The 24,346-nt window shown below is 71.7% G+C and carries 17 protein-coding genes and 1 pseudogene; 8 read left to right on the top strand and 10 right to left on the bottom strand.

Annotated elements, in window-relative coordinates:
* A pseudogene (locus CCN51_RS04935) lies at positions 1–201 on the top strand (hypothetical protein); the annotation flags it as partial.
* Positions 202–276: 75 nt separating this feature from the next.
* Here CCN51_RS04935 and CCN51_RS04930 read toward each other — a convergent pair.
* The 5 genes from CCN51_RS04930 to CCN51_RS04910 form a co-directional block, all read right to left on the bottom strand.
* Complete coding sequence (locus CCN51_RS04930; protein WP_014176249.1) at positions 277–492, bottom strand: EF-hand domain-containing protein; 216 nt, start codon at positions 490–492, stop codon at positions 277–279.
* Positions 493–595: 103 nt separating this feature from the next.
* Complete coding sequence (locus CCN51_RS04925; protein ID WP_014176250.1) at positions 596–1,216, bottom strand: N-acetylmuramoyl-L-alanine amidase; 621 nt, start codon at positions 1,214–1,216, stop codon at positions 596–598.
* Positions 1,217–1,654: 438 nt separating this feature from the next.
* Positions 1,655–2,155: an ATP-binding protein gene (locus CCN51_RS04920; RefSeq protein WP_014176251.1), complete on the bottom strand. Its 501-nt coding sequence runs from the start codon at positions 2,153–2,155 to the stop codon at positions 1,655–1,657.
* Positions 2,156–2,535: 380 nt separating this feature from the next.
* A complete protein-coding gene (locus CCN51_RS04915; RefSeq protein WP_014176252.1) occupies positions 2,536–3,303 on the bottom strand; it encodes an enoyl-CoA hydratase/isomerase family protein in 768 nt (255 codons plus the stop codon).
* Between the two features lie 84 nt (positions 3,304–3,387).
* Entirely contained in the window at positions 3,388–4,632 is a 1,245-nt protein-coding gene (locus CCN51_RS04910) for a L,D-transpeptidase (protein WP_043486728.1), read from the bottom strand.
* Positions 4,633–5,243: 611 nt separating this feature from the next.
* Here CCN51_RS04910 and glgX point away from each other — a divergent pair.
* The 3 genes from glgX to CCN51_RS04890 all read left to right on the top strand — a co-directional run bounded on the left by glgX (position 5,244) and on the right by CCN51_RS04890 (position 12,681).
* Entirely contained in the window at positions 5,244–7,541 is a 2,298-nt protein-coding gene (gene glgX, locus CCN51_RS04905; RefSeq protein ID WP_078610897.1) for a glycogen debranching protein GlgX, read from the top strand.
* A 118-nt stretch (positions 7,542–7,659) separates the two neighbouring features.
* Complete coding sequence (locus CCN51_RS59825; RefSeq protein WP_425444745.1) at positions 7,660–11,385, top strand: ABC transporter ATP-binding protein; 3,726 nt, start codon at positions 7,660–7,662, stop codon at positions 11,383–11,385.
* 114 nt (positions 11,386–11,499) lie between these two features.
* Positions 11,500–12,681 (top strand): HEAT repeat domain-containing protein, encoded by a 1,182-nt coding sequence (locus tag CCN51_RS04890; protein ID WP_014176257.1) that lies wholly within the window; start codon positions 11,500–11,502, stop codon positions 12,679–12,681.
* A 78-nt stretch (positions 12,682–12,759) separates the two neighbouring features.
* Here CCN51_RS04890 and CCN51_RS04885 read toward each other — a convergent pair whose 3' ends face one another.
* From CCN51_RS04885 to CCN51_RS04870, 4 genes are all read right to left on the bottom strand, one after another.
* Complete coding sequence (locus CCN51_RS04885) at positions 12,760–13,401, bottom strand: aspartate/glutamate racemase family protein (RefSeq protein WP_086859298.1); 642 nt, start codon at positions 13,399–13,401, stop codon at positions 12,760–12,762.
* Entirely contained in the window at positions 13,398–14,177 is a 780-nt protein-coding gene (locus tag CCN51_RS04880; protein ID WP_086859296.1) for an AroM family protein, read from the bottom strand. The genes CCN51_RS04885 and CCN51_RS04880 overlap by 4 nt, the downstream gene beginning before the upstream one ends.
* Positions 14,178–14,262: 85 nt before the next feature.
* Positions 14,263–15,924: an OPT family oligopeptide transporter gene (locus tag CCN51_RS04875; protein WP_014176260.1), complete on the bottom strand. Its 1,662-nt coding sequence runs from the start codon at positions 15,922–15,924 to the stop codon at positions 14,263–14,265.
* Between the two features lie 22 nt (positions 15,925–15,946).
* Positions 15,947–16,909, bottom strand: coding sequence for a DUF1177 domain-containing protein (locus tag CCN51_RS04870; protein WP_014176261.1), 963 nt, complete (start codon positions 16,907–16,909; stop codon positions 15,947–15,949).
* Positions 16,910–17,151: 242 nt separating this feature from the next.
* Between CCN51_RS04870 and CCN51_RS04865 the strand changes: the two genes are divergently transcribed.
* On the top strand, positions 17,152–17,970 hold the full coding sequence (locus CCN51_RS04865) for an IclR family transcriptional regulator (RefSeq protein ID WP_014176262.1): 819 nt from the start codon (positions 17,152–17,154) through the stop codon (positions 17,968–17,970).
* 117 nt (positions 17,971–18,087) lie between these two features.
* Entirely contained in the window at positions 18,088–18,810 is a 723-nt protein-coding gene (gene pepE, locus CCN51_RS04860; RefSeq protein WP_014176263.1) for a dipeptidase PepE, read from the top strand.
* 55 nt (positions 18,811–18,865) lie between these two features.
* Here the strand turns inward: pepE and CCN51_RS04855 are convergent, their stop codons facing one another.
* Positions 18,866–19,390 (bottom strand): DinB family protein, encoded by a 525-nt coding sequence (locus tag CCN51_RS04855; RefSeq protein WP_043486731.1) that lies wholly within the window; start codon positions 19,388–19,390, stop codon positions 18,866–18,868.
* 401 nt (positions 19,391–19,791) lie between these two features.
* Between CCN51_RS04855 and CCN51_RS04850 the strand changes: the two genes are divergently transcribed.
* Positions 19,792–22,026 carry a M4 family metallopeptidase gene (locus CCN51_RS04850; protein WP_086859302.1) on the top strand — a complete coding sequence of 745 codons (2,235 nt, stop codon included), beginning with the start codon at positions 19,792–19,794 and terminating at the stop codon, positions 22,024–22,026.
* Between the two features lie 343 nt (positions 22,027–22,369).
* Positions 22,370–24,049 (top strand): M4 family metallopeptidase, encoded by a 1,680-nt coding sequence (locus tag CCN51_RS04845; RefSeq protein WP_086859294.1) that lies wholly within the window; start codon positions 22,370–22,372, stop codon positions 24,047–24,049.
* The last annotated feature ends 297 nt before the right edge of the window (positions 24,050–24,346 follow it).

Here is a 24,346-nt window from a genome sequence, read left to right as displayed (position 1 = left end):
GACGCCCTGCGCCGGGCGCTCGCGGCGGCCGGCGCGCTGGGGGCGGTGCACGGGGCGACGGGTTGTTCGGAGCATCCGCGCGGCGCCGTCGACCCGCTGTACGGGGACAAGGACGACCCGCTGCCGCCGGGATACGGGCGCTGTCTGCTGTGCAACGACCGCCGGCGGCGGGCCGGCGCACAGCGGCGCGGCGGGCGGTGATCCGCCGGCCGCGCCGCATGCGCTCGTTCACTCACTCACTCGCCCGGTCGCGCAGCTCCCGCTCCGGGCTGTTGTTCAGCTGCCGTTCTGGGCGGCCCAGAACTCGTCGAAGGAAAGCAGTCCGTCGCCGTTCGAGTCATGAGAGTTGATCACGGCCTGGGCGACAGGCTCCGTGACATACGGGTCCCCCAGCTGAGCCATCACGCTCTTGTACTCGGCCGCGCTGATCAGTCCGTCCCCGTTGAGGTCGTACCGTTCGAACGCCTTCCGCGCCGCCTCGATGTCCGCCACGTGACCGCCCCTTCTGTGCATTTCTCTGACCCGCACAGATTAGCGGGCCCCGTCAGGGGGCGTAGCGTGCGCAGGGTGCGTCCGGGGCCCGCGCGGCGCCGCGTCAGGCTGCTTTGACCAGGTCGATGTAGCGGTCCCAGTCCCAGTACTTGCCGGGGTCGGTGTGGTCGGCGTTCGGGACTTCGCTGTGGCCGATGATGTGGGCCCGGGTCTTGGGCACGCCGTAGCGGTCACAGACGGCGGCGGTCAGGGCCGCGGAGGAGGCGTACAGCTCGTCCGTGAAGTACTCCGGCTTGTCCACCCAGCCCTCATGCTCGATGCCGATGCTGCGGTTGTTGTAGTCCCGGTTTCCGGCGTGCCAGGCGACGTCCTTCTCGCGGACGAACTGCCCGATGTAGCCGTCGGCCGAGGCGACCATGTAGTGCGCGGAGACCTGCTTGGCCGGGTCCTGGAAGATCTTCATCGCGTCCGGGAACGTCTCCTGCGTCACATGGATGACGACGAAGTCGATCGGATACGCGGTGGGGCGGCTGGACACCCGGTAATTCGAGGTGCTGGCCGGGATCCAGTGGGTGGGTGGGTAGGCGACGGCGGCCCGATCGCGTCTGGCGTCGGCTCGTGCGGGGGTCGTGGCGGCGGTAGTGAGTCCCGCGGCGGCGGCGCCGAGATAGGCACCGGAACGCAGCAGGGTACGGCGGGAGGGGGTGCGGCCGTGCGTTTCCATGGGGGGTCTCCCGGAATCCATAGCCGTGACAGTGGGGGTGTGACGCGCGTAGCGCGGTTCCATGGTGAGGTGTCGACAGGGCCATGCCAAGGATTGAGAGGCAAAGAAAGAATTCGCGTCACGGTATGGACCACTGGAAATTCAGCGGCAGGAAAGACGCTATAAAGGAAACCCACAGCTTATACCCACCATTAACAAGGCAAGTGTCATACCTCACCTTGGATTGAGTTGGTTACGGCCTCTGACCTCTGCGATAGTGAGACACGCGACCCCCCATCGACCCGGGCCAGGTCGTTCACCCCTCTGCCACGGATGACACCCCTTTCACCATCCGCGGCGGACCCGAAAGAGGTCCCGCATCGTCGCGAACCGACGATGGGGGCCTCTTCGGCATTCAGCAGGCGTTCGGCATACAGCAGGCGCCGCCCTACCGGGACGTCAGGGCTCGGTCACCCGCATCTCGAACCACGTCGTCTTACCGCGTGGCAGCAGATCCGCCCCCCACCGCTGGGCGAGCTGATCCACCAGCCACAGCCCCCGCCCGCTCGTATCGAGCGGGTCCACCGGCATCAGACACGGCAGACCACGCGAGGGATCCCGCACCTCCACCCGGATCCAGCCACGGCGCCGCAGCATCCGCAGTCCGAAGGTACGGGCGCCGGTGTGCCGGACGGCGTTGCCCACCAACTCCGACACCAGCAGCACGGTGTGTTCGGCCAGCTGAGGGGTCAGGCCCCAGTCGCGCAGCACGACACATTCGGCCAGCCGGCGGGCGGTGCCCGCCGACTCCGGGCGGGAGGGCAGCCGCACCTCGTCGACCGCAGGGTTCCCGAACAGGTCGACCGCCTTGGCGACCGACTCGTCATCGATGGACGGCGCCCGCCGAGCCGCGGCCGTACCGGTGCGCTGCGGCTGCTCCATACCCTCCAAGCCCGCCATGCCCCCCATCATGGCCGCCGGACCGGCCGTCCGGGGCCGAACCGTGGGATTCCGAACACCCGGGCCCCAGGCGCCACAAACCGGCTCCAACATATGCCAGCGGCAGCCAGATATCCCAAATACCCCGCCTGACCAGCGATCTCACGGTGCATCTGCGCGATCACCCAGCGTACCGGAGCGGGGCGTCCGGGGACTGGCTGGCGGCCAAAGAAATTCGCTCGCACGGGGCATCGCTCACCGAGCGGAGACCCCCACGGAACCCCCCACGGAGACCCCTACTGAAACCCCCTACTGAAACGCCCGCTGGACCCCCACGAAGCCCCCACGGAAACGCCCACGGAAGCCCGGGCGGTGGCGGCCGCCACCGCCCGGGCCACCGCTCACCGGAACTTGGCCTTACCCGGCCCCTCCTCGACAAAGCTCCGCATCCCGATCTCACGGTCCTCGGTGGCGAACAGCCCCGCGAACCAGCCGCGTTCGATGGCGAGACCGGTCTCCAGATCGGTCTCCAGGCCCGAGTCCACCGCTTCCTTGGCCGCGCGCAGCGCGATCGCCGGACCCCGCGCCAGCCGGGCCGCCCACGCGTGCGCCTGCTCGTAGACCTCCTCCGCCGGTACGACGCGGTCCACGAGCCCGAGCGTCAGCGCCTCGTCGGCCTTGACCTGACGGCCCGTGAAGATGAGGTCCTTGGCTCGGGACGGGCCGATCAGCCGGGACAGCCGCTGGGTGCCGCCCGCGCCCGGGATCAGACCGAGCAGGATCTCCGGCTGGCCGAGCTTGGCGTTCTCGCCGGCGATCCGGTAGTCGGCGCACAGCGCCAGCTCGCAGCCGCCGCCGAGGGCGTAACCGGTGACGGCGGCGACGACGGGCTTGGGGATCCGGGCGACGGCGGTGAAGGAGTCCTGGAGGGCGCGGGACCGGGCCACCATTCCGGCGTGGTCCATGTCCCGCATCTCCTTGATGTCCGCGCCGGCCGCGAACACCTTCTCGCCGCCCCAGATCACCACGGCCCGTACGTCGTCGCGCCCGGTCACCTCCTCGGCGAGCTCCCGCAGCCGGTCCTGTGTGGCGATGTCCAGCGCGTTCATGGGCGGACGGTCCAGCCGGATGGTGCCGACGCCCTCGGCGACCTCGAGGTTCACAGTCATGAGCGCAGGTTAGCGTCCGTTAGCACGCCGCCCACAGCCTCCCCGTGTCTGCTACGCCCCGCCGCTACGCCCCGCCTCTCCCCGTCATCCCTTTTGGTCGGCCTTCCACTTCGCCCACGACATGTTCCATCCGTTGAGCCCGTTGTCCGGCTGGACGGTGTCGTCGTGCGAGTTCTTCACCACGACCACGTCACCGATGATCGAGTTACGGAAGAACCAGGCCGCCGGGGTCGACTTGTCGCCGCCGCCCCGCTGGTCGAAGAGGCCGACGCAGCCGTGGCTGACGTTCGCCGAGCCGAAGGTCGGCTTGCCCGCCCAGTAGTTGCCGTGGATGAAGGTGCCCGAAGTGGACAGCCGCATCGCGTGGGGCACGTCCTTGATGTCGTACTGGCCGTCGTAGCCGACCGTGGCGCCGTTCATCCGGGTCACCGACAGCCGCTCGCTGATGACCATCTTGCCGTTGTACGTCTCGTAACCGGGCGCGCCGGAGGTGATGGGGAGCGTCTTGATGGTCTTGCCGTCCCGCTTGACCACCATCTTCTTGCTCTTGGCATCGACCACGGAGATCTGGCTGCGGCCAATGGTGAACTTCACGGTCTTCTTCTGCTCGCCGTAGACGCCCGGCCGCCCCTCGACGCCGTCGAGGTCCATGCTGAGGGTGACCTTGGTGCCCGGCGCCCAGTACTTCTCCGGCCGGAAGTCCAGCCGGTCGTTGCCGAACCAGTGGCCCTCGATGGGCACCGACGGGGAGGCCGAGACCTTGATCCCCCGCTCCACGGCTCCGGGGTCGGTGATGCCCCGGGTGAAGTGGATCGAGACCGGCATGCCGACGCCGACCTTCGAGCCGTCCTCCGGTGTGTAGACCCCGACGAAGGTCTTCTTGGGCCGGAGCGTGGTGAAGGAGGAGTGCCGGGAGGCGGTCAGCCCCTGGGAGTCCTTGGCGACGGCGTCGACCGTATAGGTGGTCGCGGAGCTCAGATGCCGGGAGGGCCGCCAGCTGCCGCCGTCCTCGGTGATCTTCCCGTCGATCTCCTTGCCCTTGGGGTCCTTGACCTTGACGGAGGTGAGCTTGCCGTTGTCCGACGTCACCTTGAGCGCCCCATGGGTGTTGACGCCCTTCGCCCCGTCCCCCGGCGTGATCGCCACGACGGCGCGCGAGGTCTTCCGGTCGCCCCCGCCCTTGTCGCCGCCCTCGTTCTTCTTCCCGTCGTCCGACCCGCCGCCCCCACCGCAGGCGGTCGCGAACACCAGCATTCCCCCGGTCAGCAGCGCGAGAAGCCCCTTACGGCCCCGCGCCCTCAACGCTCCCGATATCGGCTGTACTTCCACTACGGCTCTCCCCTCCGCCCGCACCGCGCCCCGCGGCACCCCCGCTGTCTCCCGCTGTGTCCCGCGCACGCGCGCGTTCGACAGGAACTCATACCCACCCGGACAGCGGGGAGTTCGGTCGCGCGCACGTGCGTAGCGATCAGGAAATCACACGCCACTGACAGCGGGCTCCCGCTCTATGTCACGGTTCAGTCCCAGGTGAGGGGCCCTGGCCCTGGGCACGCCGGGCGAAACGTGAGGGTTGGCCCCATCGCGGGCAGAACAGGAGAGGGCGGCAGCGGCACGGGACGCCGCACGGTCCAAGCCCCACAGTCCAAGCCCCACGGCCGGAGCCCCACGGCCGGAGCCGCGAACGCCGGAGGCGCTACGTGTCGCAGCATGCAGCCGAGCAGGGGAAAGCGCACAACGGGTTGCCGAGGCCGCGTACGGGCGCGGCGGCCATCGGAGGGGGCGACGAGCGGGCCGCCGGACCAGGCGGCGTACGGGCCGTCGAGCCCGGCGGCGTACGGGACGACGATCGCGGCGGCGTACGAGACGACGATCGCGGCAGCGACCGGGACGGCTTACGGAACGGCCGCCGCGCGGACTCGGGCCCGCCCGCCGCGCCCGCGCTGCTCCCCGACCCGCACGGCGAGCCGACCGGGGGCGCCCCGGTGTGGCCGGGCAGCGCGCAGCCGCTCGGGGCTCGGGTGCGGACCGGGCCCGGTGGGGTGGTCGGCACCAACTTCGCGCTGTGGGCGCAGGGCGCGGAGGGTGTGGAGGTGTGCCTGTTCGACGACGACGGGGCCGAGACCCGCTGTCCGCTCACCGAGCGGACCCATGAGATCTGGCACGGCTTCGTGCCCGGCGTGCTCCCGGGGCGGCGGTACGGCTACCGGGTGCACGGCCGCTGGGACCCGTGGACCGGCGCCCGCTGGAACCCGGCCAAGCTGCTGCTCGACCCGTACGCCCGCGCCGTGGACGGCGACTTCGGGGGCGCGGGGGTGATCCCGCGCGCGTGGCACGGGGCGCTGCCGCCCGAGGTGTACGGCCATGTGCGGGACTGGCCGCAGCAGCACATCGCCGACACCGTGCGCGACAACCGCGACTCGGCTCCGTACGTCCCCAAAGGCGTGGTCGTCGGCGACGATGCCTCCGAAGGACCCGAAGGACCCGACGGACCCGACGGCTCCGACGGCCCGCCCGACGAATGGCTCGACGACCGGCGCCCCAAGACCCCCTGGGCCGACACCGTCATCTACGAACTCCATGTGCGCGGCTTCACCAAGCGCCACCCCGGCGTCCCGCCCGAACTGCGCGGCACCTACGCCGGGCTCGCGCATCCGGCCGCGATCGAGCATCTGACCCGGCTCGGGGTGACGGCCGTGGAGTTGCTGCCGGTGCACCAGTTCGCGCACGAGGACCATCTGCTCCGGCGCGGTCTGCGCAACTACTGGGGCTACAACTCCATCGGCTATTTCGCGCCACACGGCGCGTACGCGGCGACCGGCACCCGCGGGGCGCAGGTCGGCGAGTTCCGGCGGATGGTGCGGGCGCTGCACGACGCGGGCATCGAGGTGATCCTCGACGTGGTCTACAACCACACCGCGGAGAGCGGTGAGCTGGGGCCCACGCTCTCGCTGCGCGGCATCGACAACCGCGCCTACTACCGCCTCCAGCAGGACCCGCGCCGCTACGCCGACTACACGGGCTGCGGCAACACCTTGCAGGTGCCGCACCCCCATGTGCTGCGGCTGATCACGGACTCGCTGCGCTACTGGGTGACCGAGATGGGCGTGGACGGCTTCCGCTTCGACCTCGCCGCCACCCTCGCCCGCACCGCGAGCGACGTGGACATGCTCTCCCCCTTCCTGACCGTGATCGCCCAGGACCCGGTGCTGCGCCGGGTCAAGCTGATCGCCGAGCCGTGGGACGTGGGCGCCGGCGGCTATCAGGTCGGCGCCTTCCCCCCGCTCTGGTCGGAGTGGAACGACCGCTACCGCGACGCGGTGCGCGACTTCTGGCGCGGCGCCCTGCCCGACGTACGCGACCTCGGCACCCGGCTGTCCGGCTCCAGCGACCTGTACGGATGGGGCGGCCGAGGGCCGTACGCCTCGGTCAACTTCATCACCGCCCACGACGGTTTCACCCTCCGCGACCTGGTCAGCTACGACCGCAAGCACAACGAGGCCAACGGCGAGGGCAACCGCGACGGCACGGGCGACAACCGCTCCTGGAACTGCGGCGCCGAGGGCGAGACCGAGGATCCGGCCGTACGGGCGCTGCGCCGCCGCCAGCTGCGCAATCTGCTCAGCACGCTGATGCTGTCCACCGGCGTGCCGATGCTGGTCGCCGGCGATGAGACGGGCCGCACCCAGGGCGGCAACAACAACGCGTACTGCCAGGACAACGAGACCGGCTGGCTGGACTGGACGCTGCTGGAGGACCCGGGCTGGCGCGCGCTCACCGACCTCACGGCCCGCCTGATCCAGCTGCGCCGCGACCACCCCGTACTGCGCCGGCCCGCCTTCTTCTCCGGCCGCGCGCAGGGCCCCGACGGGCTGCGTGACCTCGCCTGGTTCACCGCGGCGGGCGCGGAGATGACCGAGCCGGACTGGTACGCGCCGACGGCCGCGCTGGGCCTGTACCTGTCCGGCCACGACACCGCGCGGCGCACCGCACAAGGCGCCCCGATCAGCGACGACAGCTTCCTGGTGCTGCTGCACTCGGGCCCCGCGCCGGTGGACTTCACCCTCCCCGGCCCGCCGTGGGCCGCCGCGTACGAACTCCTCGTCGACACCTCGCGGGAGGACCAGGACGCGCCCCCGGGCGCCCGGCATCGCGCCGGTTCACGGATCGTGCTGCCCGAGCGCTCGGTGCTGCTCCTACGCGCCGTCACGGCCATGGAGGAGGACCGGAAAACCGAGTGAGCGGTGTCAGTGCCGGACCGTAACCTCTGCAGGTGATGGCTGCCACAAATGAACGACTCAGGGAACCGGAGAAGGAACCGAGAATCAAACGCTCGGCCACGCGCTCGCTGTCGCGCCTGTGGCCCTATGTACGGCCCGTCAGAGCGCGCTTCTTGACGGCGGCCGGGGTCGCGGCCGTCGCCTCCTGTATGGGCCTGGTCATCCCGCTGGTGCTCAAGTGGCTGGTGGACGGCCCGGTGGCCGACCGGGAGCCGGGCGGGGTGTGGCTGGGCGGCGCCCTGCTGCTGGGGCTCGGCGTCGCGGAGGCGGGGCTGTTCGGGGTGCGGCGCTGGCTGGTGGCCCGGCCGCTGGCCTTCGTGGAGGCCTCGATGCGCGCCGACCTGTACCGGCATCTGCAGCGGCTGCCGGTCTCCTTCCACGACCGCTGGGCGTCCGGGCAGCTGCTCTCGCGCGCGACGACCGATCTGATGCTGCTGCGGATGTTCCTCGCGTTTCCGCTCACTTTCCTGGTGGTCAACGGGGTCACGGTCCTCGTCGGGTTCGCCATCCTGCTCGCGCAGCAGTGGACGCTGGGGCTGGTCCTGCTGCTCCCGGCCATTCCGCTGATCGTCCTCTGCTCCGTCTTCGAGACGCGCTACGCGGTCGTCGCCCGCACCGTCCAGGACCAGACGGGCGATCTGACCACGGTCGTCGAGGAGGGCGTCCTCGGCATCCGTATCGTCAAGGGCTTCGGGCGCCACCGCAGCCAGGCGCGCGCCTTCCGGGCGCTGACGGGGCGGGTCCGCTCGACGGAGCTGCACAAGGCGGGCCTGCTGGCCACGATCTGGGCGCTGATCATGACGCTGCCCGAGCTGGCGATCGGCGCGGCCCTGGTCCTCGGCACGGTGCAGGTCGCCGACGGCGATCTGTCGGCGGGCACGCTCGTCGCCTTCCTCTCCACAGCGCTGACGCTGCGCTGGCCGGTGGAGTCGCTGGGCTTCCTGCTGGCGATGAGCCAGGACGCGGCGACGGCGACGGACCGGTTCTTCGAGGTGATGGACGAGCCGACAGCGGAACAGTCGACGGCGGAACAGTCGACGGCGGAACAGTCGACGGCGGAACAGTCGACGGCGGAACAGTCGACGGCGGGACAGTCGACGGCGGGACAGTCGACGGCGCCCCAGCGGTCCACGTCGCGGAACGGCACCCTGCGCACCACACCGCAAGACGGGCTGCGCTTCGAGGGCCTGGAGTTCCGGTACGCGGACGCGCCGCCGGACGCCCCGCCCGTACTGGCCGGGATCGACCTGCACATCCGCTCCGGCGAGACGATGGCCCTGGTCGGAGCGACCGGCTCGGGCAAGACCACGCTCACCGCCCTGGTGCCGCGCCTCCACGAGCCGACGCACGGCCGGATCACCCTCGACGGCCGGGACATCACCACCCTCCCCCGGGACGAGCTGCGCGAGCTGGTCGCCGTCGCGTTCGAGGAGCCCACGCTGTTCTCCGCGACCGCGGGGGAGAACGTTCTGATGGGCGCGGCCGGGGCGGCCGAGGCCGATCTCGTACGGGCGCTTCAGGTGGCCCAGGCCGACTTCGTACACGCCCTGCCGCAGGGCGCCGACACCCAGGTCGGCGAGCAGGGGCTGAGCCTGTCGGGCGGTCAGCGCCAGCGGCTCGCCCTGGCACGGGCCGTCGTCGGACAGCCCCGGTTCCTCGTCCTCGACGATCCGCTGTCCGCGCTGGACGTACACACCGAGGCCCTGGTGGAGGCCGCGCTGCGCCAGGTGCTGGCGACGACGACGGCGCTGGTGGTCGCCCACCGCCCGTCCACCGTGCTGCTCGCCGACCGCGTCGCGCTGCTCTCCGGCGGGCGGATCGCCGCGGTCGGCACCCACCATCAACTGCTGGGCGACAGCGCGGAGTACCGGTCGCTGATGTCCGGTATCGAGCGGGAGGAGGCCCGATGACCCAGACCGCTGCCGGCACCGGCACCGGCACCAACGCAGAAGAAGGCGCGGACGGGGCCGCGGACGAGCCCAGGGCCGCAGACAAGCCCGGGGCGGCGCCGGACGGCGACCCCTTCGACCGGGATGTGCTGCCCGCCCCCAAGGGCGCCACCTTCTCGCTGCTGCGCTCGCTGCTCTCCCCGCGCCGCGGCCGGGTCTGGGTGGCGGCCGTACTGCTCGTCCTCCAGCAGGCCGCGGTGCAGGCCGGCCCGCTGCTCGTCGCGTACGCCATCGACACCGCCGTACCCGCCTTCCGCGACGGCGGCCACGGCCCCCTCATCGCCGTCGCCGTCGCCTATCTCGGCTGCTCGCTCGCCTCCGGGGCGCTGCAGTACACCTTCATCCGCACCTCGGCCCGGATCAGCCAGGACGTACTGCTCGATCTGCGGGGCAGGATCTTCCGCCATGCGCAGGCGCTCAGCGTGGACTTCCATGAGCGCTACACCTCCGGCCGGCTGATCTCGCGCGCCACCACGGACGTCGAGTCGCTGCGCGAACTGCTCAGCGAGGGGCTGGAGGAGCTGCTGGGCGTCGCGCTCTCCGGCGTCTATATCTCCGTGGTGCTGCTCTATCTGGACTGGGGCCTGGGCGGCGCCGCCGTGCTCTCCTTCTGGCCGCTGTATCTGCTCGTCCGCCGCTTCCAGCGCCGCTCGATGCTCGTCTACCGCAAGAGGTCCACGGCCATCGCCGCGGTCATCGTCAAGTTCACCGAGACGATGAACGGCATCCGGCCGGTGCAGGCGTTCCGCCGCGAGCGGGTCAACGACGCGGACTTCCACGAGCTCAACCACCGGCATGAGCGGGTGAACGGGGATGCGATCCTGGAAATGGCCCGCTATGTGGTCGGCTCCCGGCTGGTGGCCAACGCGGCGGTGGCCGCGATCGTCCTGTGGGGCGCCTACCGGGTGGCCTCCGGAGACCTGGCGCTGGGCGTGCTGGCCGCGGCCGCGCTCTATCTGCGCAGGCTCTACGACCCCATCGACCGCCTGGGCATGTTCCTGAACTCGTACCAGTCCGCCGCCGCCTCGCTGGAGAAGATCGCCGGTCTGCTCACCCAGCGGCCCTCCGTGGCCGAGCCCGCCGACCCCAAGCCGCTACCGCCCCGCTCCTCCGAACTGCCCGGCCGCGAGGTGGTCTTCGACTGCGTGCGCTTCGCCTACCGTACGGGCGGCGAGGTGCTGCCCACCTTCGACCTCACACTGCCGGCCGGGCAGACGGTGGCCGTGGTGGGCGCGACCGGCGCGGGCAAGTCCACCCTCGCCAAGCTGCTCGCCCGCTTCTACGACCCCACCTCCGGCCGGGTCCTGCTCGACGGCGTGGACCTGCGCGAGCTGGCCACGCCTGAGCTGCGCCGCGGCGTGGTGATGGTCACCCAGGAGGCGTTCCTCTTCTCCGGCACGGTCGCCGACAACATAGCCATCGGCCGCCCAGACGCCACCCGCGCCGAAATCGAGCACGCCGCCAAGGCCATCGGCGCGCACGACTTCATCGCCGCCCTCCCCGACGGCTACGACACGGATGTGCGCAAGCGCGGCGGGCGGATCTCCGCGGGCCAGCGACAGCTCGTGGCCTTCGCCCGGGCGCTGCTCGCGGACCCGTCCGTACTGATCCTGGACGAGGCGACCTCCTCGCTCGACATCCCGGGCGAGCGCGCGGTGCAGCGCGCCATGCACACGGTGCTGCACGGCCGCACCGCCGTCGTCATCGCGCACCGCCTGTCGACGGTGGAGATCGCCGACCGGGTGCTGGTGATGGCGGACGGCCGGATCGTCGAGGACGGTTCGCCGGAGCGGCTGATCGCGGGCGAGGGCCGGTTCGCGGCGCTGCACCAGGCGTGGCGGGAGAGCCTGGTGTGATCGCCGAGACCTCTGGTGCGGCCTTCCCGGGCCTGTCCGAGGCGCGGCCTGTAGCGTGTCCGGAAGGCCGCATCGGCCGATGGGGACGGTAATGGGCACGACGGGGGAGACGGTGTGCAGACCGCCGACAGCGCGGTGGGGGTCGAGGCGTACGCGTACGCGGGCGACTTCGAAATAGACCTCGACGCCCCGGGCGAGCACTCCGGCGAAGCCATGGATCTGCTGCTCGACGACCTGGCCGGCGCCCCGGTCGAGCGCCCGTACGAGTGGCTCGACGCCCTGGCGCTGGCCCTGGAGCACGGGGTGGACGCCGTGCTGCGGCGCGTGGCACACCCGGACCCGCGGATCGGCCGCATCGCCGCGCATGTGCTGGCGTACGCGAGCCTGGACGTGGCCGCCCTCGCCGCCCTCCTCCCCCGGCTCCTGGCCTGCTTCGACCGGGTCGAGGACGAAACCGTCCGGGCCGCGCTGCTGGTAGTGATCAGCCGCGCGGCCGGGACCTCCGCGACGGCCGGCGACCCGGCGGGCCGCGTGCTCCGCGAGTGGCTCGCCGCCTCCGACCGGCCGGGGCTGCGGCTGGCGGCGGCGCTGGCCCTGGAGCGCCGCGGGGCGTACGACGAGGCCGTTGCCGACGCCCTGGTGTCGGGGGTGATCGAGGGCGGCGGCGCGGTCCTGGAGCCGCTGGCCTGGGTGGAGTGGTGCAGCGTCGAATGGTTCGTCGCCTACGCCTTCGAGGAGCGCGCCGGCTGGTTCGGTCGGCGGTTCGCGCCCTCCCCCGAGCGGAAACGGACCCGAGTGGCGCATATCCTCCGGCTGATCTCCGAGGCGCCCACCCAGCTGGCCGTCGGGATCGCCGGCGGCATGCTGTACGACCGCCCCCGGTCCCAGCCGCTGGCAGCGGCGCTCGGGCGGCTGCTGAGCCACCCCGAACCGGCGCTGCGCTCGGCCGCGTTGTTCAGCCTCGCCCGGCACTACCCGCCGCCCGAGGTCGTACGCGACGACCTCGCCCGCGCCCAGTCCGACCCCGTGATCGGCTGGAAGGCCTCGGTCACCCTGGGCCGGATGAACGACGCGCGCGCCCTCCCCGCGCTCCTGAAGGCCCTGCCCGAACGGCGTCAGGAGGTCTACATCGCCCTGCGCCGGATGAGCGCGCACGCCGAGGTCCTGATGCCGGCGGTCCAAGCCCGGCTCGCCGCCCCGGCCGACGAGCTGGAGACCTACGCGCTGACCCAGGTGCTGCACGAGTGGGAACACCCGGAGGAGGTGCCGGAACACGGGTGGTGGCTGCACTACTGAGCCCCGCCCCTGCCGAGCCGCTGGGCCCTGCCCGTACCGGGCCCGAGGCGCTCAGCCCCGCGCCGCTCAACGCGCCGCTCAGCCCCGCGTGTACGAGGCCATCAGCCCGGCGGCGAGCACCGGGTCCACGACCGGCACTCCAAGCCGGTCTTCCAGCAGCGGGCGGATCCCGATCGTGTTCAGGCCGGTGCAGGCCAGCAGCAGGGTGTCCGCGCCCGCCTCGACCAGCCCGGCCGCGGCCTCCAGCACCGCCCCGGGGCCCTCGGGGGCCTGAAGGTCCGTCGTACGGTGCACTCCCCGCGGCCGTGCCTCCCCGGCGAAGCGCTCTCCGAGGACCGCGCGCACGGCGGGCGGCGCCTGGTCCCTGATCCCCAGCACGCCGACGCGACTGCCGAGGCCCAGCGCCACGGCGGCGGCCGCCGAACCCGCGCCGATCACCGGCACGTCGACCGCCTCGCGGGTGCGCTCCAGCGCCGGGTCGGCGGCGCAGCTGATGACCAGGGCCGCGGCCCCGTCGGCGGCCAGCTCGCGGGCCACCGCGACGATCTTCGGTTCGGCGCGGCGCTCGGACTCGTCGTCGTGGATGCCGTGCGGCTGCCCGGGGATGCACCGGGAGACGGCCGGAATGCCGTACCGCTCCTCGATGACCCTGCCGTGGGCCGCCACGGCCAGGGCGTCATCGCTGGTGAGGACGCGGATCACGCCGATGTGCGCGTTCATGAGCCGTTCCCGGGCAGGGCTTCGGGCAGGGCTTCGGGCAGGGCTTCGGGCGCCTGGGCGGAGTGGCCGAAGGCGGCCACCACCTCCCCCGCCATGCGGACCGCGATGGCCCTGGCCAGGAGGACGGGGCGGCCTGCGGCGCGGACCGCGGCCTCCCGCATCCGCTCGGTGTAGCCGATGCAGTCCAGGACGATCCAGGAGCTGCCGGCCTCGGCGAGGGCGCGCGCGGCGGCCGCCACCTCGTCCAGGGCCTGCTCCGGCGGCGCGTACGGATTCGCGGGGGCGGCCCGGACCTCGCCGGACAGTACGTCGGACCAGCGGCGGACCGCGTCCTCGGCCTGGTCCGGGTGCGGGCAGACGATGCCGACCGGGTCGGCGCCGACGGCCGCCGCGACGCCGCGCAGCACCAGCGGTTCGGCGAACAGCAGCGGCCGGTTCGCCCGTACGGCGGGGAAGTGGCCGGTGCACAGCAGCAGGGTCGCGGCGGCGCCGTCCCGCTCCGCGTGGGCGACGGCCCGCTCGATGCGCGGGACCAGCGCCGTATGGCCGAGCACCACCGAGCCGCCGTCGCGCAGCCGGGAGACCAGCGGGGCCTCGCCGGGCTCGGGGGCCAGCAGCCGGCGGGTCTCCCGCTCGGCGGGGCCGTCGAACCGTTCGCCGTCGAGCGCGCCGTGTTCCACGAGGCGCACCCCTGGCAGCAGTGGTTCGGCGTCGGGCCGCAGATCGGCGCGCGGGGCCTGGCCGATGGTGACGAGGCCGAGAGCCGGGATGGTCACGGGTGGTGGCTCCTTATCAGTGTTCTGGGAGGGCGGGAACAGCACGCGCGGTTCTGGGAGGGCGGGAACGGCACGCGCGCCCGGGTCACAGGGCCTTGGTCAGCTGGCCCACGTCGTTCAGCGAGCTTCCGGCCACCAGCCCCGCGCCCACGAGCGACAGATCGCTCTCCGCCTGCTCATCGGACTCCTTGCGCGCCTCGGGGTCGGTCAGCCCGCGGCGGCGCCACATGGTGTACGCCTGGCGGATGACCAGGGCACCGAGCACCATCCACCCGGCGTCGGGCGTGGCCACCAGCAACCCGGTGGCCAGCAGGACACCCATCTGCCGGGACGGCCCGCCGAGGAACTGGATGAGCGCTCCGGGGATCGCCCACAGCAGCATGGTCGTCATGGTGCCGGGTTCGAGGCCGCCCTTGATGGTGGCCACGTACACCTCGGACACCGGCGGCACCCGCCCGTCCGAGAAGAACGACTTCCAGGCGATGGCGACCACGACGAGCGCGACGCCGAAACCGACGAGCTGGGCGAGGTACTGCTGACGCCGCCCCTCGATCTCGAAGGGCTGCCACGGCACGGCGTTCCGGCGCAGCAGCCAGCCGGCCTTGAAGTCGTAGCCGAGGTCGGCGAAGGCGGGGCCGGTGGAGGCGGTGTAGCCCACCATCAGGGCGAGCGGCACGGTGGGGATGTGCAGGACCAGGCCGATGATCAGGAAGATCAGTGTGACGGCGAAGGCCGGGAACCACCCGGAGTGCATCGCCGCGAGGCCCACGATGAGCTGGTGCACGATGGCGGCGATCCCGGCCAGCGCCACCCAGCCGACCAGGGCGGGGACGGACAGTTGGCCGGCCACTCCGCCGGCGATGGCGACCACGATCGCGCCGCATACGAAGAGCCCCATGCCTTCCAGCAGACCGCGGCGCAGCTGCGGGGCCTGGACCGTACGCTCGCCGTCGTCGGATTCCGCGTCCGCGGCCGGGCCTGCGCCCCCCTTGCGGGTCCGCATCAGCAGCAGCGCCTGGACCAGGGCGACGAGGCCGGCGCCGACCATCAGGCCGTGCGGCACCCGCTCGGCGCCGAGGTCGTAGCCGAAGTCCGGGGCGTACTGGCCGACGGCCAGCCCGATGCCGAACATCGCGAGCGCCCAGATGTTGCCCAGGAAGCCGACGCCGGCCGCGCTGGTGGGGAACTTGAACAGCGCGCCCACCAGGCCGACGACCGCGCCCACGCCGAGGACCGCGGCCTTGCGCCCGCCGGTGTCCCCGGCCTTGATGGTCTCGGCCGCGGCGATGCCCGCGGGCCAGGAGCCGGTGGCGGGCAGCAGCCTGGAGTCGAACACCCGGTACAGCACCCAGCTGTCGACGGCCAGCCCGATGACGGCGCCGCCCAGCATGGGCCACACCAGGTCGGTACGGCCCAGGGCGAAGGGTACGGCGATCGGGGTGAGCAGGGAGTTGGCCGCGGCGAAGGTGGCGCCGGAGATCGCCGACTGCACCAGGTTCTGCCGGTGCTGGGAGCGCATCCGGGCCAGCACACCGAGCGGGATGCGCCCGATCAGCATGGCCACCAGGGCGCCGATCACGGCCGTGTTGGGGGACACGCCGAGCGAGGTGATCAGCACGATGCCGATCAGGGCCCCGAGGACCGACATCAGGACGGTGATGACGAGCGTGACCGGTTCGAAGGCTCTCGGATGCGCTTCGACCGGCGCGGAGGTGGCCTCCGAGGCGGTCTGGGTGTTGGGGTTCATGGGGACTCCTGGGCGCGGGGAATCACTGCGCGGGGACGGGCGCCTGCAGATGGGTCATGGGGCCGTACAGCTCGACCAGGCGCGCGAACTCCTCGTCGTCGAGGAAACGCGCGGCTCCGCGGCCGAACTCCTTGGCGGTCTCGATCGCGAACCGGGCGGCGGCCGCGATGTCGGTCTCGTGGCTGGCGCCGGTGGCGCAGCCGGCCACGGCGGTCGCGGCGGTGATGGCGAGGCCGACGACGGGGGCCTCGGTGGCGACGGCGGGCTGGAGGATGGAGTTGAGGTGGTGCACCCCGTTGCCGTACGGGGTGATGTCCTGCGTGGTGATGGGCAGCACACGCGCGGGCTCCCCGGTGACAGTCTCCAGGATGGACACCAGGTCCTCGCTGACCCGCAGGATCCAGCCCTCGCGGACCGTCGGCGACAGGGCGAGGCCGCGGTGGTTGAGCAGCCGGTTTCCCTTGGTGGTGTCGATGGAGACGACGGCGTCCATCGCGGGGGAGATCTCCTCGCGGTTGCACACCAGGGTGTCCACCGGGGAGTCCATGAAGGGCACCGGGTCGTGCGGCTGGGTGGGGGCCCATCCGCACACATGGGTGGAGAGCGTCACATCGCCGTCCAGGACGTCGCCGCGGGCGTGCATGTCCAGCAGCTTGGCGGCGGCGGACAGCGCCGCGACCGCCCCGTCGGCGTCGGAGACCAGCCCGATCCGCTCCGGGCGGGCGCCGACGCCGCCGAGCCGGCCGAGGATGCCGAGGGTCGGCGCGTCGCCGCCGCTGAGCCGGCCGCGGCGGCCGGGGACGGTGACGGTGACGAAGTCCGTGCTGCCCTTGTCGCCCTCCACGGTGCGCACCTCGATCCGCGGCGCGGTGGCCGGGTCGGCACCGGCGGCGGCCTGGACGGCGCGCAGGTGGTCGGCGAGCAGTTTCCCGCTGGTCTGCGGGCGGTCGAGGAGTTCGATGATCTCAAGGACGTGTTTGAGCACGGGTGCCTCTCAGGACGAACGAGGTTGCGGGTGTTGCGGGTGCTGCCGACGTGGTGGGTGCTGCCGACGTTCCTGGTGTTGCGGGTGTTGCAGGTGTTGTGGCTGTTGCGCGTGGCGCGATCGGGCAGCCGGTCCGGGCTAGCGGCGATCAGGAGGCCCGGATTCCGGTCGCCCCAGAGTCAGCCGACCGTCCCGCCGAGCGCAATGTTTTCTCGATATGCGGGAATGTTTACTCTTCCTTCATGGCCGAGCAGTCACCCGTAACCGGCACGCCACCGCTGCAGACCGCGGATCGCGTCCTCAATGTCCTGCTGTCCTTCGACCGGGAGCGCCCGGAGTGGGGCGTCACCGAGATCGCCGCGGAGTTCGGCCTGGACAAGTCGGTCGCGCAGCGGCTGCTGGCCGCGCTGGCGTACCGCGGCTTCCTGGTCTCCGACCAGCGCACCCGCCGCTACCGGCTGGGCCCGGCGGTGTGGCATCTGTCACGGGTGTGGGAGCGCGGCGGCGGCATGGCCAGCCTGGTGCGGCCCACGCTGGAGGCGCTTGCCGAGGCGGTCGGGGTCAGCGCGCTGTTCGCGGTGCCGGACGGCGTCCATATGCGCTGTGTCGCCGCCGCGGACGGGGCGACCGGGCCGCTGCGGTACTACGCCCTGGCGGGCGAGCTCTACCCGGCCCACGCCGGAGCCACCTCCCGCGCCTACTTCGGTATGCTGCCGCCCGGCGATCGGGCCGTCCTGCTGTACGGCCGCCCAATGGCGCGGTTCAGCGAGAACACGCTGACCGATCCGGTGCGGCTGGAGGAGCGGTTCGCCGAGGTGCGGCGCCTCGGCTATGCGTACTCCGAGGGCGAGTACGATCCGCACACCGCGGCGCTCGCGGTTCCCGTGCTCGTCGGCAGGCGCCCCGTGGGCACGCTGTCCCTGGCCGCGGCCATCGAGGAGTTGCGGGGCCGCTGGGAGGAACTGGCCAGCCCGCTGCAACAGGCCGCGGCGGACCTGGGCAGGCTGCTGACGCCGGCCCATCCGCGCCATGTCCCGCCGCAGCGCCGCGACGGGCGCTGAGCGGTTGCGTCACGCCTGTTACGTCGCGCCCGTTACATCACGCCCGTTACGTCACGCCCGTTCCGTCACACATCCTCCCCGCCAACATCTGTTCTGTTCCAGGAAAGGCCATCCATCATGCGGTTGCTGCTGCTGTCCAACTCCACCGCTCCCGGGCGCGGCTATCTCGATCACGCGCGGGAGGAGATGCTGCTCGACGGCGTACGGCGGCTGGTGTTCGTGCCGTACGCCCTCGCGGACCGGGACGGCTACACCGCGCAGGTGGCCAAGGCCCTTGAGCCCCTGGGGATCGAGGTGACCGGTGCGCACACCGCCGCCGACCCGGCCGGGCTGATCGGCGGTGCGGAGGCGGTGTTCGTGGGCGGCGGCAACAGCTTCCGGCTGCTGAAGGCCCTGCACGAGCACGACCTGGTGCGGGCCATCCGCGAGCGGGTGGCGGCCGGGGTGCCGTACATCGGGTCGAGCGCGGGCACCAACATGGCCTGCCCCACCCTGCGCACCACCAACGACATGCCGATCGTCCAGCCGCCCAGCTTCGAGGCCCTGGGCCTGCTGCCGTTCCAGATCAACCCGCACTACCTGGACCCGCGGCCGGACCTGGGCCACATGGGCGAGACGCGGGCCGAGCGGCTGGAGCAGTTCCTGGAGGAGAACGACGTACCGGTGGTGGGGCTGCGCGAGGGCACCTGGCTGCGCCGGGACGCGGACCGGCTGACGCTCGGCGGGATCGCGGCCGGAGCCGTCCTGTTCCGGCGCGGCGCGGCCCCTGCGGAGCTCGGCCCCGGCGCGGATCTGAGCGCCCTGCTGGACGAGCGCCCGCGGTTCGACAGCCCCGCCTGAACCGCCTGCCGGGCCTGACCCGCCTGCCGGGCCTGATCCACGCGCGCCCCGCGGCTCACTCCCCGACCGTGCCGTCGGCCAGTTCGCGTACGACGTCGAGCTGTCCGGCGTGCCGGGCGTACTCCTGGAGCAGGTGGAAGAGGATCCAGCCGAGCGTCGGGGCGTCGGCCTCGGTGGCGAAACGGCCGCCGACGGGCGCCCGGCGGTCGAGCGGTACGTGCGCCACGGCCCGCCGGGACCAGGCGCACTGTTCCTCGAACCGCGCCCGGGTCTCCGCCGGTGACATGTCGTCGGGGACGTGCCAGCGGTCGTCGGGGCCCCGGTCGCCCCAGGGCGACTCCACCGGCTCGCCGAGGAACCCCCAGCGCAGCCAGCGCCGTTCGACGTGGGTGAGGTGGTGGAGGAGTTCCAACGGGCTCCAGCCGGAGGGCAGTCGGGAGGTGCGCAGCTCGTTCTCGCTGAGCCCGTCGAGCTTATGGAGCACAACGCTCCGGTAGTAGTCGAGATAGGCGTCGAGCATCTCGCGGGTGTCCGCGAGCGAATGCGGCGGCTCGTCGATGGGATTCACAGGCGTCGGCATGGAGCGATGCTACGGACGGACCCCGACCCATCCGAAATGCGAACGCGGGCCGTTTGTCAACGAACGCTTTCTGGCCAAGTTCTTGTCGCGCTCCTGACAGGACTAGTCCACCGATGACACTCTTCCCTCGTTCGGCGCACAGCTCCCCCACAGCTCGCGGCTGAGCTTCGACACCGTCGGCACCCGCATGCACACCTTCGCACCTTCCCCCCACGCGCTCTGCCCCGTCATGCCCGGGCGGCCTCACCTGGCAGTCCGGTCGTACCCGGTCGCGCCACCGCGCGGCCAGCGCAGAAGGAGTCAGTGTGAGATCGACCTCCCAACGCCCCCACAGACCCCACAGATCCCAGGCATCCCGCCGCCGCGCCGTCGCGAGCGGCGCCCTGGTCGCCGCGGCGGCCATGCTCGCCGTCGGGATGCAGACCGGCCCCGCCGCCGCCCGCCCGGACGGCTCCCCGAACACCTCCGCCCCGGCCGCCGGCACCGTCTTCGCCAAGCCGGACCCCGATGCCCTGCCGGTGGCCCTCTCCCCCGCCAAGCGCGCCGGGCTGATCCGGGAAGCCGACGCCGCCAAGGCCGCCACCGCCAGGACGATCGGCCTCGGCGCCAAGGAGAAGCTGGTCGTCAAGGACGTCACCAAGGACGCCGACGGCACCGTCCACACCCGCTACGAGCGCACCTACGACGGACTGCCGGTCCTCGGCGGCGACTTGGTCGTCGAGGAGGCCAAGAGCGGCGCCGTGAAGTCGGTCGCCAAGGCGGCCAAGGCGCAGGTGAAGGTCGCTTCCACCAGCGCCGCCGTCGCCCCCGCCACCGTCGAGAAGGCGGCGGTCAAGGCGGCCGACGCGCAGGGTTCGCGCAAGACGGAGGCCGAGCGGGCGCCGCGCAAGGTGATCTGGGCGGCGAAGGGCACACCCACGCTCGCGTACGAGACGGTCGTCGGCGGCCTCCAGGAGGACGGCACGCCGAACGAGCTGCACGTCATCACGGACGCGAACACCGGCGCCAAGCTCTTCGAGTACCAGGGCGTCAAGGAGGGCACCGGCAACAGCCAGTACAGCGGGCAGGTCACCCTCGGCACGTCGGGCAGCTCGGGCTCGTACAACCTGACCGACGGCGGCCGTGGCGGCCACAAGACGTACAACCTCAACCGGGGCACCTCGGGGACGGGCACGCTCTTCACCGACGCCGACGACGTCTGGGGCAACGGGACGACCGGCGACGCCGCGACCGCCGGTGTGGACGCGGCCTACGGCGCCGCTCTGACCTGGGACTACTACAAGAACGTGCACGGCCGCAGCGGTATCCGGGGCGATGGCGTCGGGGCGTACTCCCGGGTGCACTACAGCAGCAACTACGTCAACGCGTTCTGGCAGGACTCCTGCTTCTGCATGACGTACGGCGACGGCTCCGGCAACGCCAAGCCGCTCACCTCGATCGACGTGGCGGCCCACGAGATGTCCCACGGCGTCACCGCCGCGACCGCGAACCTCACCTACAGCGGTGAGTCCGGCGGCCTCAACGAGGGCACCTCGGACATCTTCGCCGCCGCGGTGGAGTTCAACGCCAACAACCCGAACGACCCGGGCGACTACCTGGTCGGCGAGAAGATCGACATCAACGGCGACGGCACCCCGCTGCGCTACATGGACAAGCCCAGCAAGGACGGCGCGTCCAAGGACAGCTGGTACTCCGGCGTCGGCAACGTCGATGTGCACTACTCCTCCGGCGTCGCCAACCACTTCTTCTACCTGCTGTCCGAGGGCAGCGGCGCCAAGGTGATCAACGGCGTCAGCTACGACAGCCCGACCTACGACAACCTGCCGGTCCCCGGTATCGGGCGGGCCAACGCCGAGAAGATCTGGTTCAAGGCGCTGACCCAACGCATGACGTCCAACACCAACTACGCGGGCGCGCGCGACGCCACGCTGTGGGCGGCGAGCGAGCTCTTCGGCCAGGCCAGCCCCGAGTACAACACGGTGGCCAACACCTGGGCCGCGGTCAACGTCGGGTCCCGGATCGTCGAGGGCGTCTCCATCACCGCCCCCGGCGACCAGACCAGCATCGTCGACCAGGCCGTCAGCCTGCAGATCGCGGCGACCAGCTCCAACCCGGGCTCGCTCACCTACTCCGCCACCGGGCTGCCCGCCGGGCTGTCGATCGACTCCTCGACCGGCGTGGTCTCCGGCACCCCGACCACGCTCGGCTCCGGCACCGTGACGGTCACCGTGACCGACTCGACCGGCAAGTCGGCCACCATCTCCTTCACCTGGACCGTGAACACCACCGGCGGCAGCGTCTTCGAGAACACCGCGGACGTCGCCATCCCGGACGCGGGCGACGCGGTCACCTCCTCGATCACGGTGAGCCGGGCCGGCAACGCGCCGTCCAACCTTCAGGTGGCCGTGGACATCGTGCACACCTGGCGGGGTGACCTGGTGATCGACCTGGTGGCGCCGGACGGTACGGCCTACCGGCTGAAGAACTCCAGCTCCACGGACTCGGCGGACGATGTGAAGACCACCTACACCGTGGACGCCTCGTCCGAGGTGGCCGTCGGCACCTGGAAGTTGAAGGTGCAGGACGTCGCCTCGCTGGACACCGGATACATCAACAGCTGGAAGCTGACGTTCTGAACGATGCACACATCCGGATGAGGTGCTGAGCGGTCCGGACACCGGGCAGGCGCCGCCAGGGGTGACCCGACTCCCCCTGGCGGCGCCTCTTTTGCCGCCCATGAGGCACAACTCAGCTCCGGCGTAAGTGATATGCGGCTCCGCCGCGTGGCGGCCCCTCCGATTTCCGAAGATGGATCAACATTTAACGAACATTTTCCCGCCCACCTGGGCCGAAGTCCGTGACATGTACGCGCCTTGTGTGACAGTCTGCCCAACGCGATCGCACCGTACCTCTTGTTCAGGTCCGGGCGGCACTTCCCCGCCGCCCGGACCTGACCCCCCACAGCAATGAGGAGTTCGCGTGAGCAAGACCTCCAACATGCCCGTTTCCCCTGCCCACTCCCCTGCCCGCAGGAAGCGCCGCACGGCGGCCGCCACCGGTGCCGCGGTCGCGGCAGCGGCCCTGCTGGCCACCGGCGTCACCACGGGCCAGGCCGGCGCCGCCACCACGAGCGCCGACACCAAGGCGGGCGCGCGCCCCGCCGTCCTCACCGCCTCGGCCCGCGCGGAACTGCTGCGCGACGCCAACGCCACCAAGGCCGACACCGCCAAGGCGCTGGGCCTCGGCGCCAAGGAGAAGCTGGTCGTCAAGGACGTCGTACGGGACGCCGACGGCACCGTCCACACCCGCTACGAGCGCACCTACGCCGGACTGCCCGTCCTCGGCGGCGACCTGATCGTCCGCGAGTCCGCAGGTGGCGCGGTCAAGGGCGTCACCAAGGCCGTCAAGGCCACCCTCGCGGTCCCCTCCACGACCGCCAAGGTGGCCCCGGCCGCCGCCGAGCGGGCCGCGGTGCGGCGCGCCCGGGCGGACGACGCCCGGCGGGCGGCGGCCGACGGCGCCCCGCGCAAGGTGATCTGGGCCGCCTCCGGCAAGCCCGTCCTCGCGTACGAGACCGTCGTCGGCGGCGTACAGAAGGACGGCACGCCCAACCAGCTGCACGTCATCACCGACGCCAACACCGGCGCCAAGCTGTACGAGTACCAGGGCATCGAGACCGGCAGCGGCACCAGCCAGTACAGCGGCTCGGTGGAGCTCGGCACCACCAAGGAAGGCAGCGGCTACACCCTGACCGACGCCGACCGCGGCGGCCACCGGACCACCGACCTCAAGGGCAGCGAGTCCGGCGAGGGTTCGGCGTTCACGGACGACGACGACAAGTGGGGCACCGGAAAGCCCGACGACGCGCAGACCGCGGCCGTCGACGCCCACTACGGCGCGGCCCTCACCTGGGACTACTACAAGAGCGTGCACGGCCGCGACGGCATCGCGGGCGACGGCAAGGGCGCGTACTCCCGGGTGCACTACGGCCACGACTACGTCAACGCCTTCTGGGACGACAGCTGCTTCTGCATGACGTACGGCGACGGCCAGGGCGACAAGGCCCCGCTCACCTCGATCGACGTCGCGGCCCACGAAATGTCCCACGGCGTCACATCGGCCACCGCCAACCTGAATTACAGCGGTGAGTCGGGCGGTCTCAACGAGGCCACCTCGGACATCTTCGCCGCGGCCGTCGAGTTCAACGCGAAGAACGCCGGCGACCCGGGCGACTACCTGGTCGGCGAGAAGATCGACATCAACGGCGACGGCACCCCGCTGCGCTACATGGACAAGCCCAGCAAGGACGGCGCGTCCAAGGACAGCTGGTACTCCGGCGTCGGCAACGTCGATGTGCACTACTCCTCCGGCGTCGCCAACCACTTCTTCTACCTGCTGTCCGAGGGCAGCGGCGCCAAGGAAGTGAACGGCGTCGAGTACGACAGCCCGACCGCCGACGGCTCCAAGGTCGAGGGCATAGGCCGCGACAAGGCCGAGAAGATCTGGTACAAGGCGCTCACCACGTACATGACCTCCACCACCGACTACCACGCCGCGCGTGAGGCGACGCTGAAGGCCGCGACCGATCTGTACGGGGCGGACAGCGCCGAGTACAAGGGCGTGAACTCGGCGTGGTCCGGAGTGAACGTCAAGCCGTAAAAACGCATCAAATGAAGTGCACCACATAGCCGGTGCCCGGGTCCCGTTCCCGGGCACCGTCATGTTTCCGCACTTTGTTCGGCCGGGTAGCCACTTCGGCACCCGCCACCCCACAGCAACAGGAGACAACGTGACGCAAGGCTCGACCTCCGGCAGATCCGGCGCCTCCCGCATCTCCGGCATATCCCGCACCTCCCGCGCCACCGCGTTCAAGCGCTCCCGTACCGTCGTCGCCGCGGGGGCGGCGACGACGGTACGGGAGCGCTTGAACGCGGTGGCGCGGGAGGTGCGGGATAT

The sequence above is a fragment of the Streptomyces milbemycinicus genome, assembly GCF_002154605.1.
Taxonomy (GTDB): Bacteria; Actinomycetota; Actinomycetes; order Streptomycetales; family Streptomycetaceae; genus Streptomyces; species Streptomyces milbemycinicus.
This window is presented reverse-complemented; position numbering and strand designations above follow the sequence as displayed.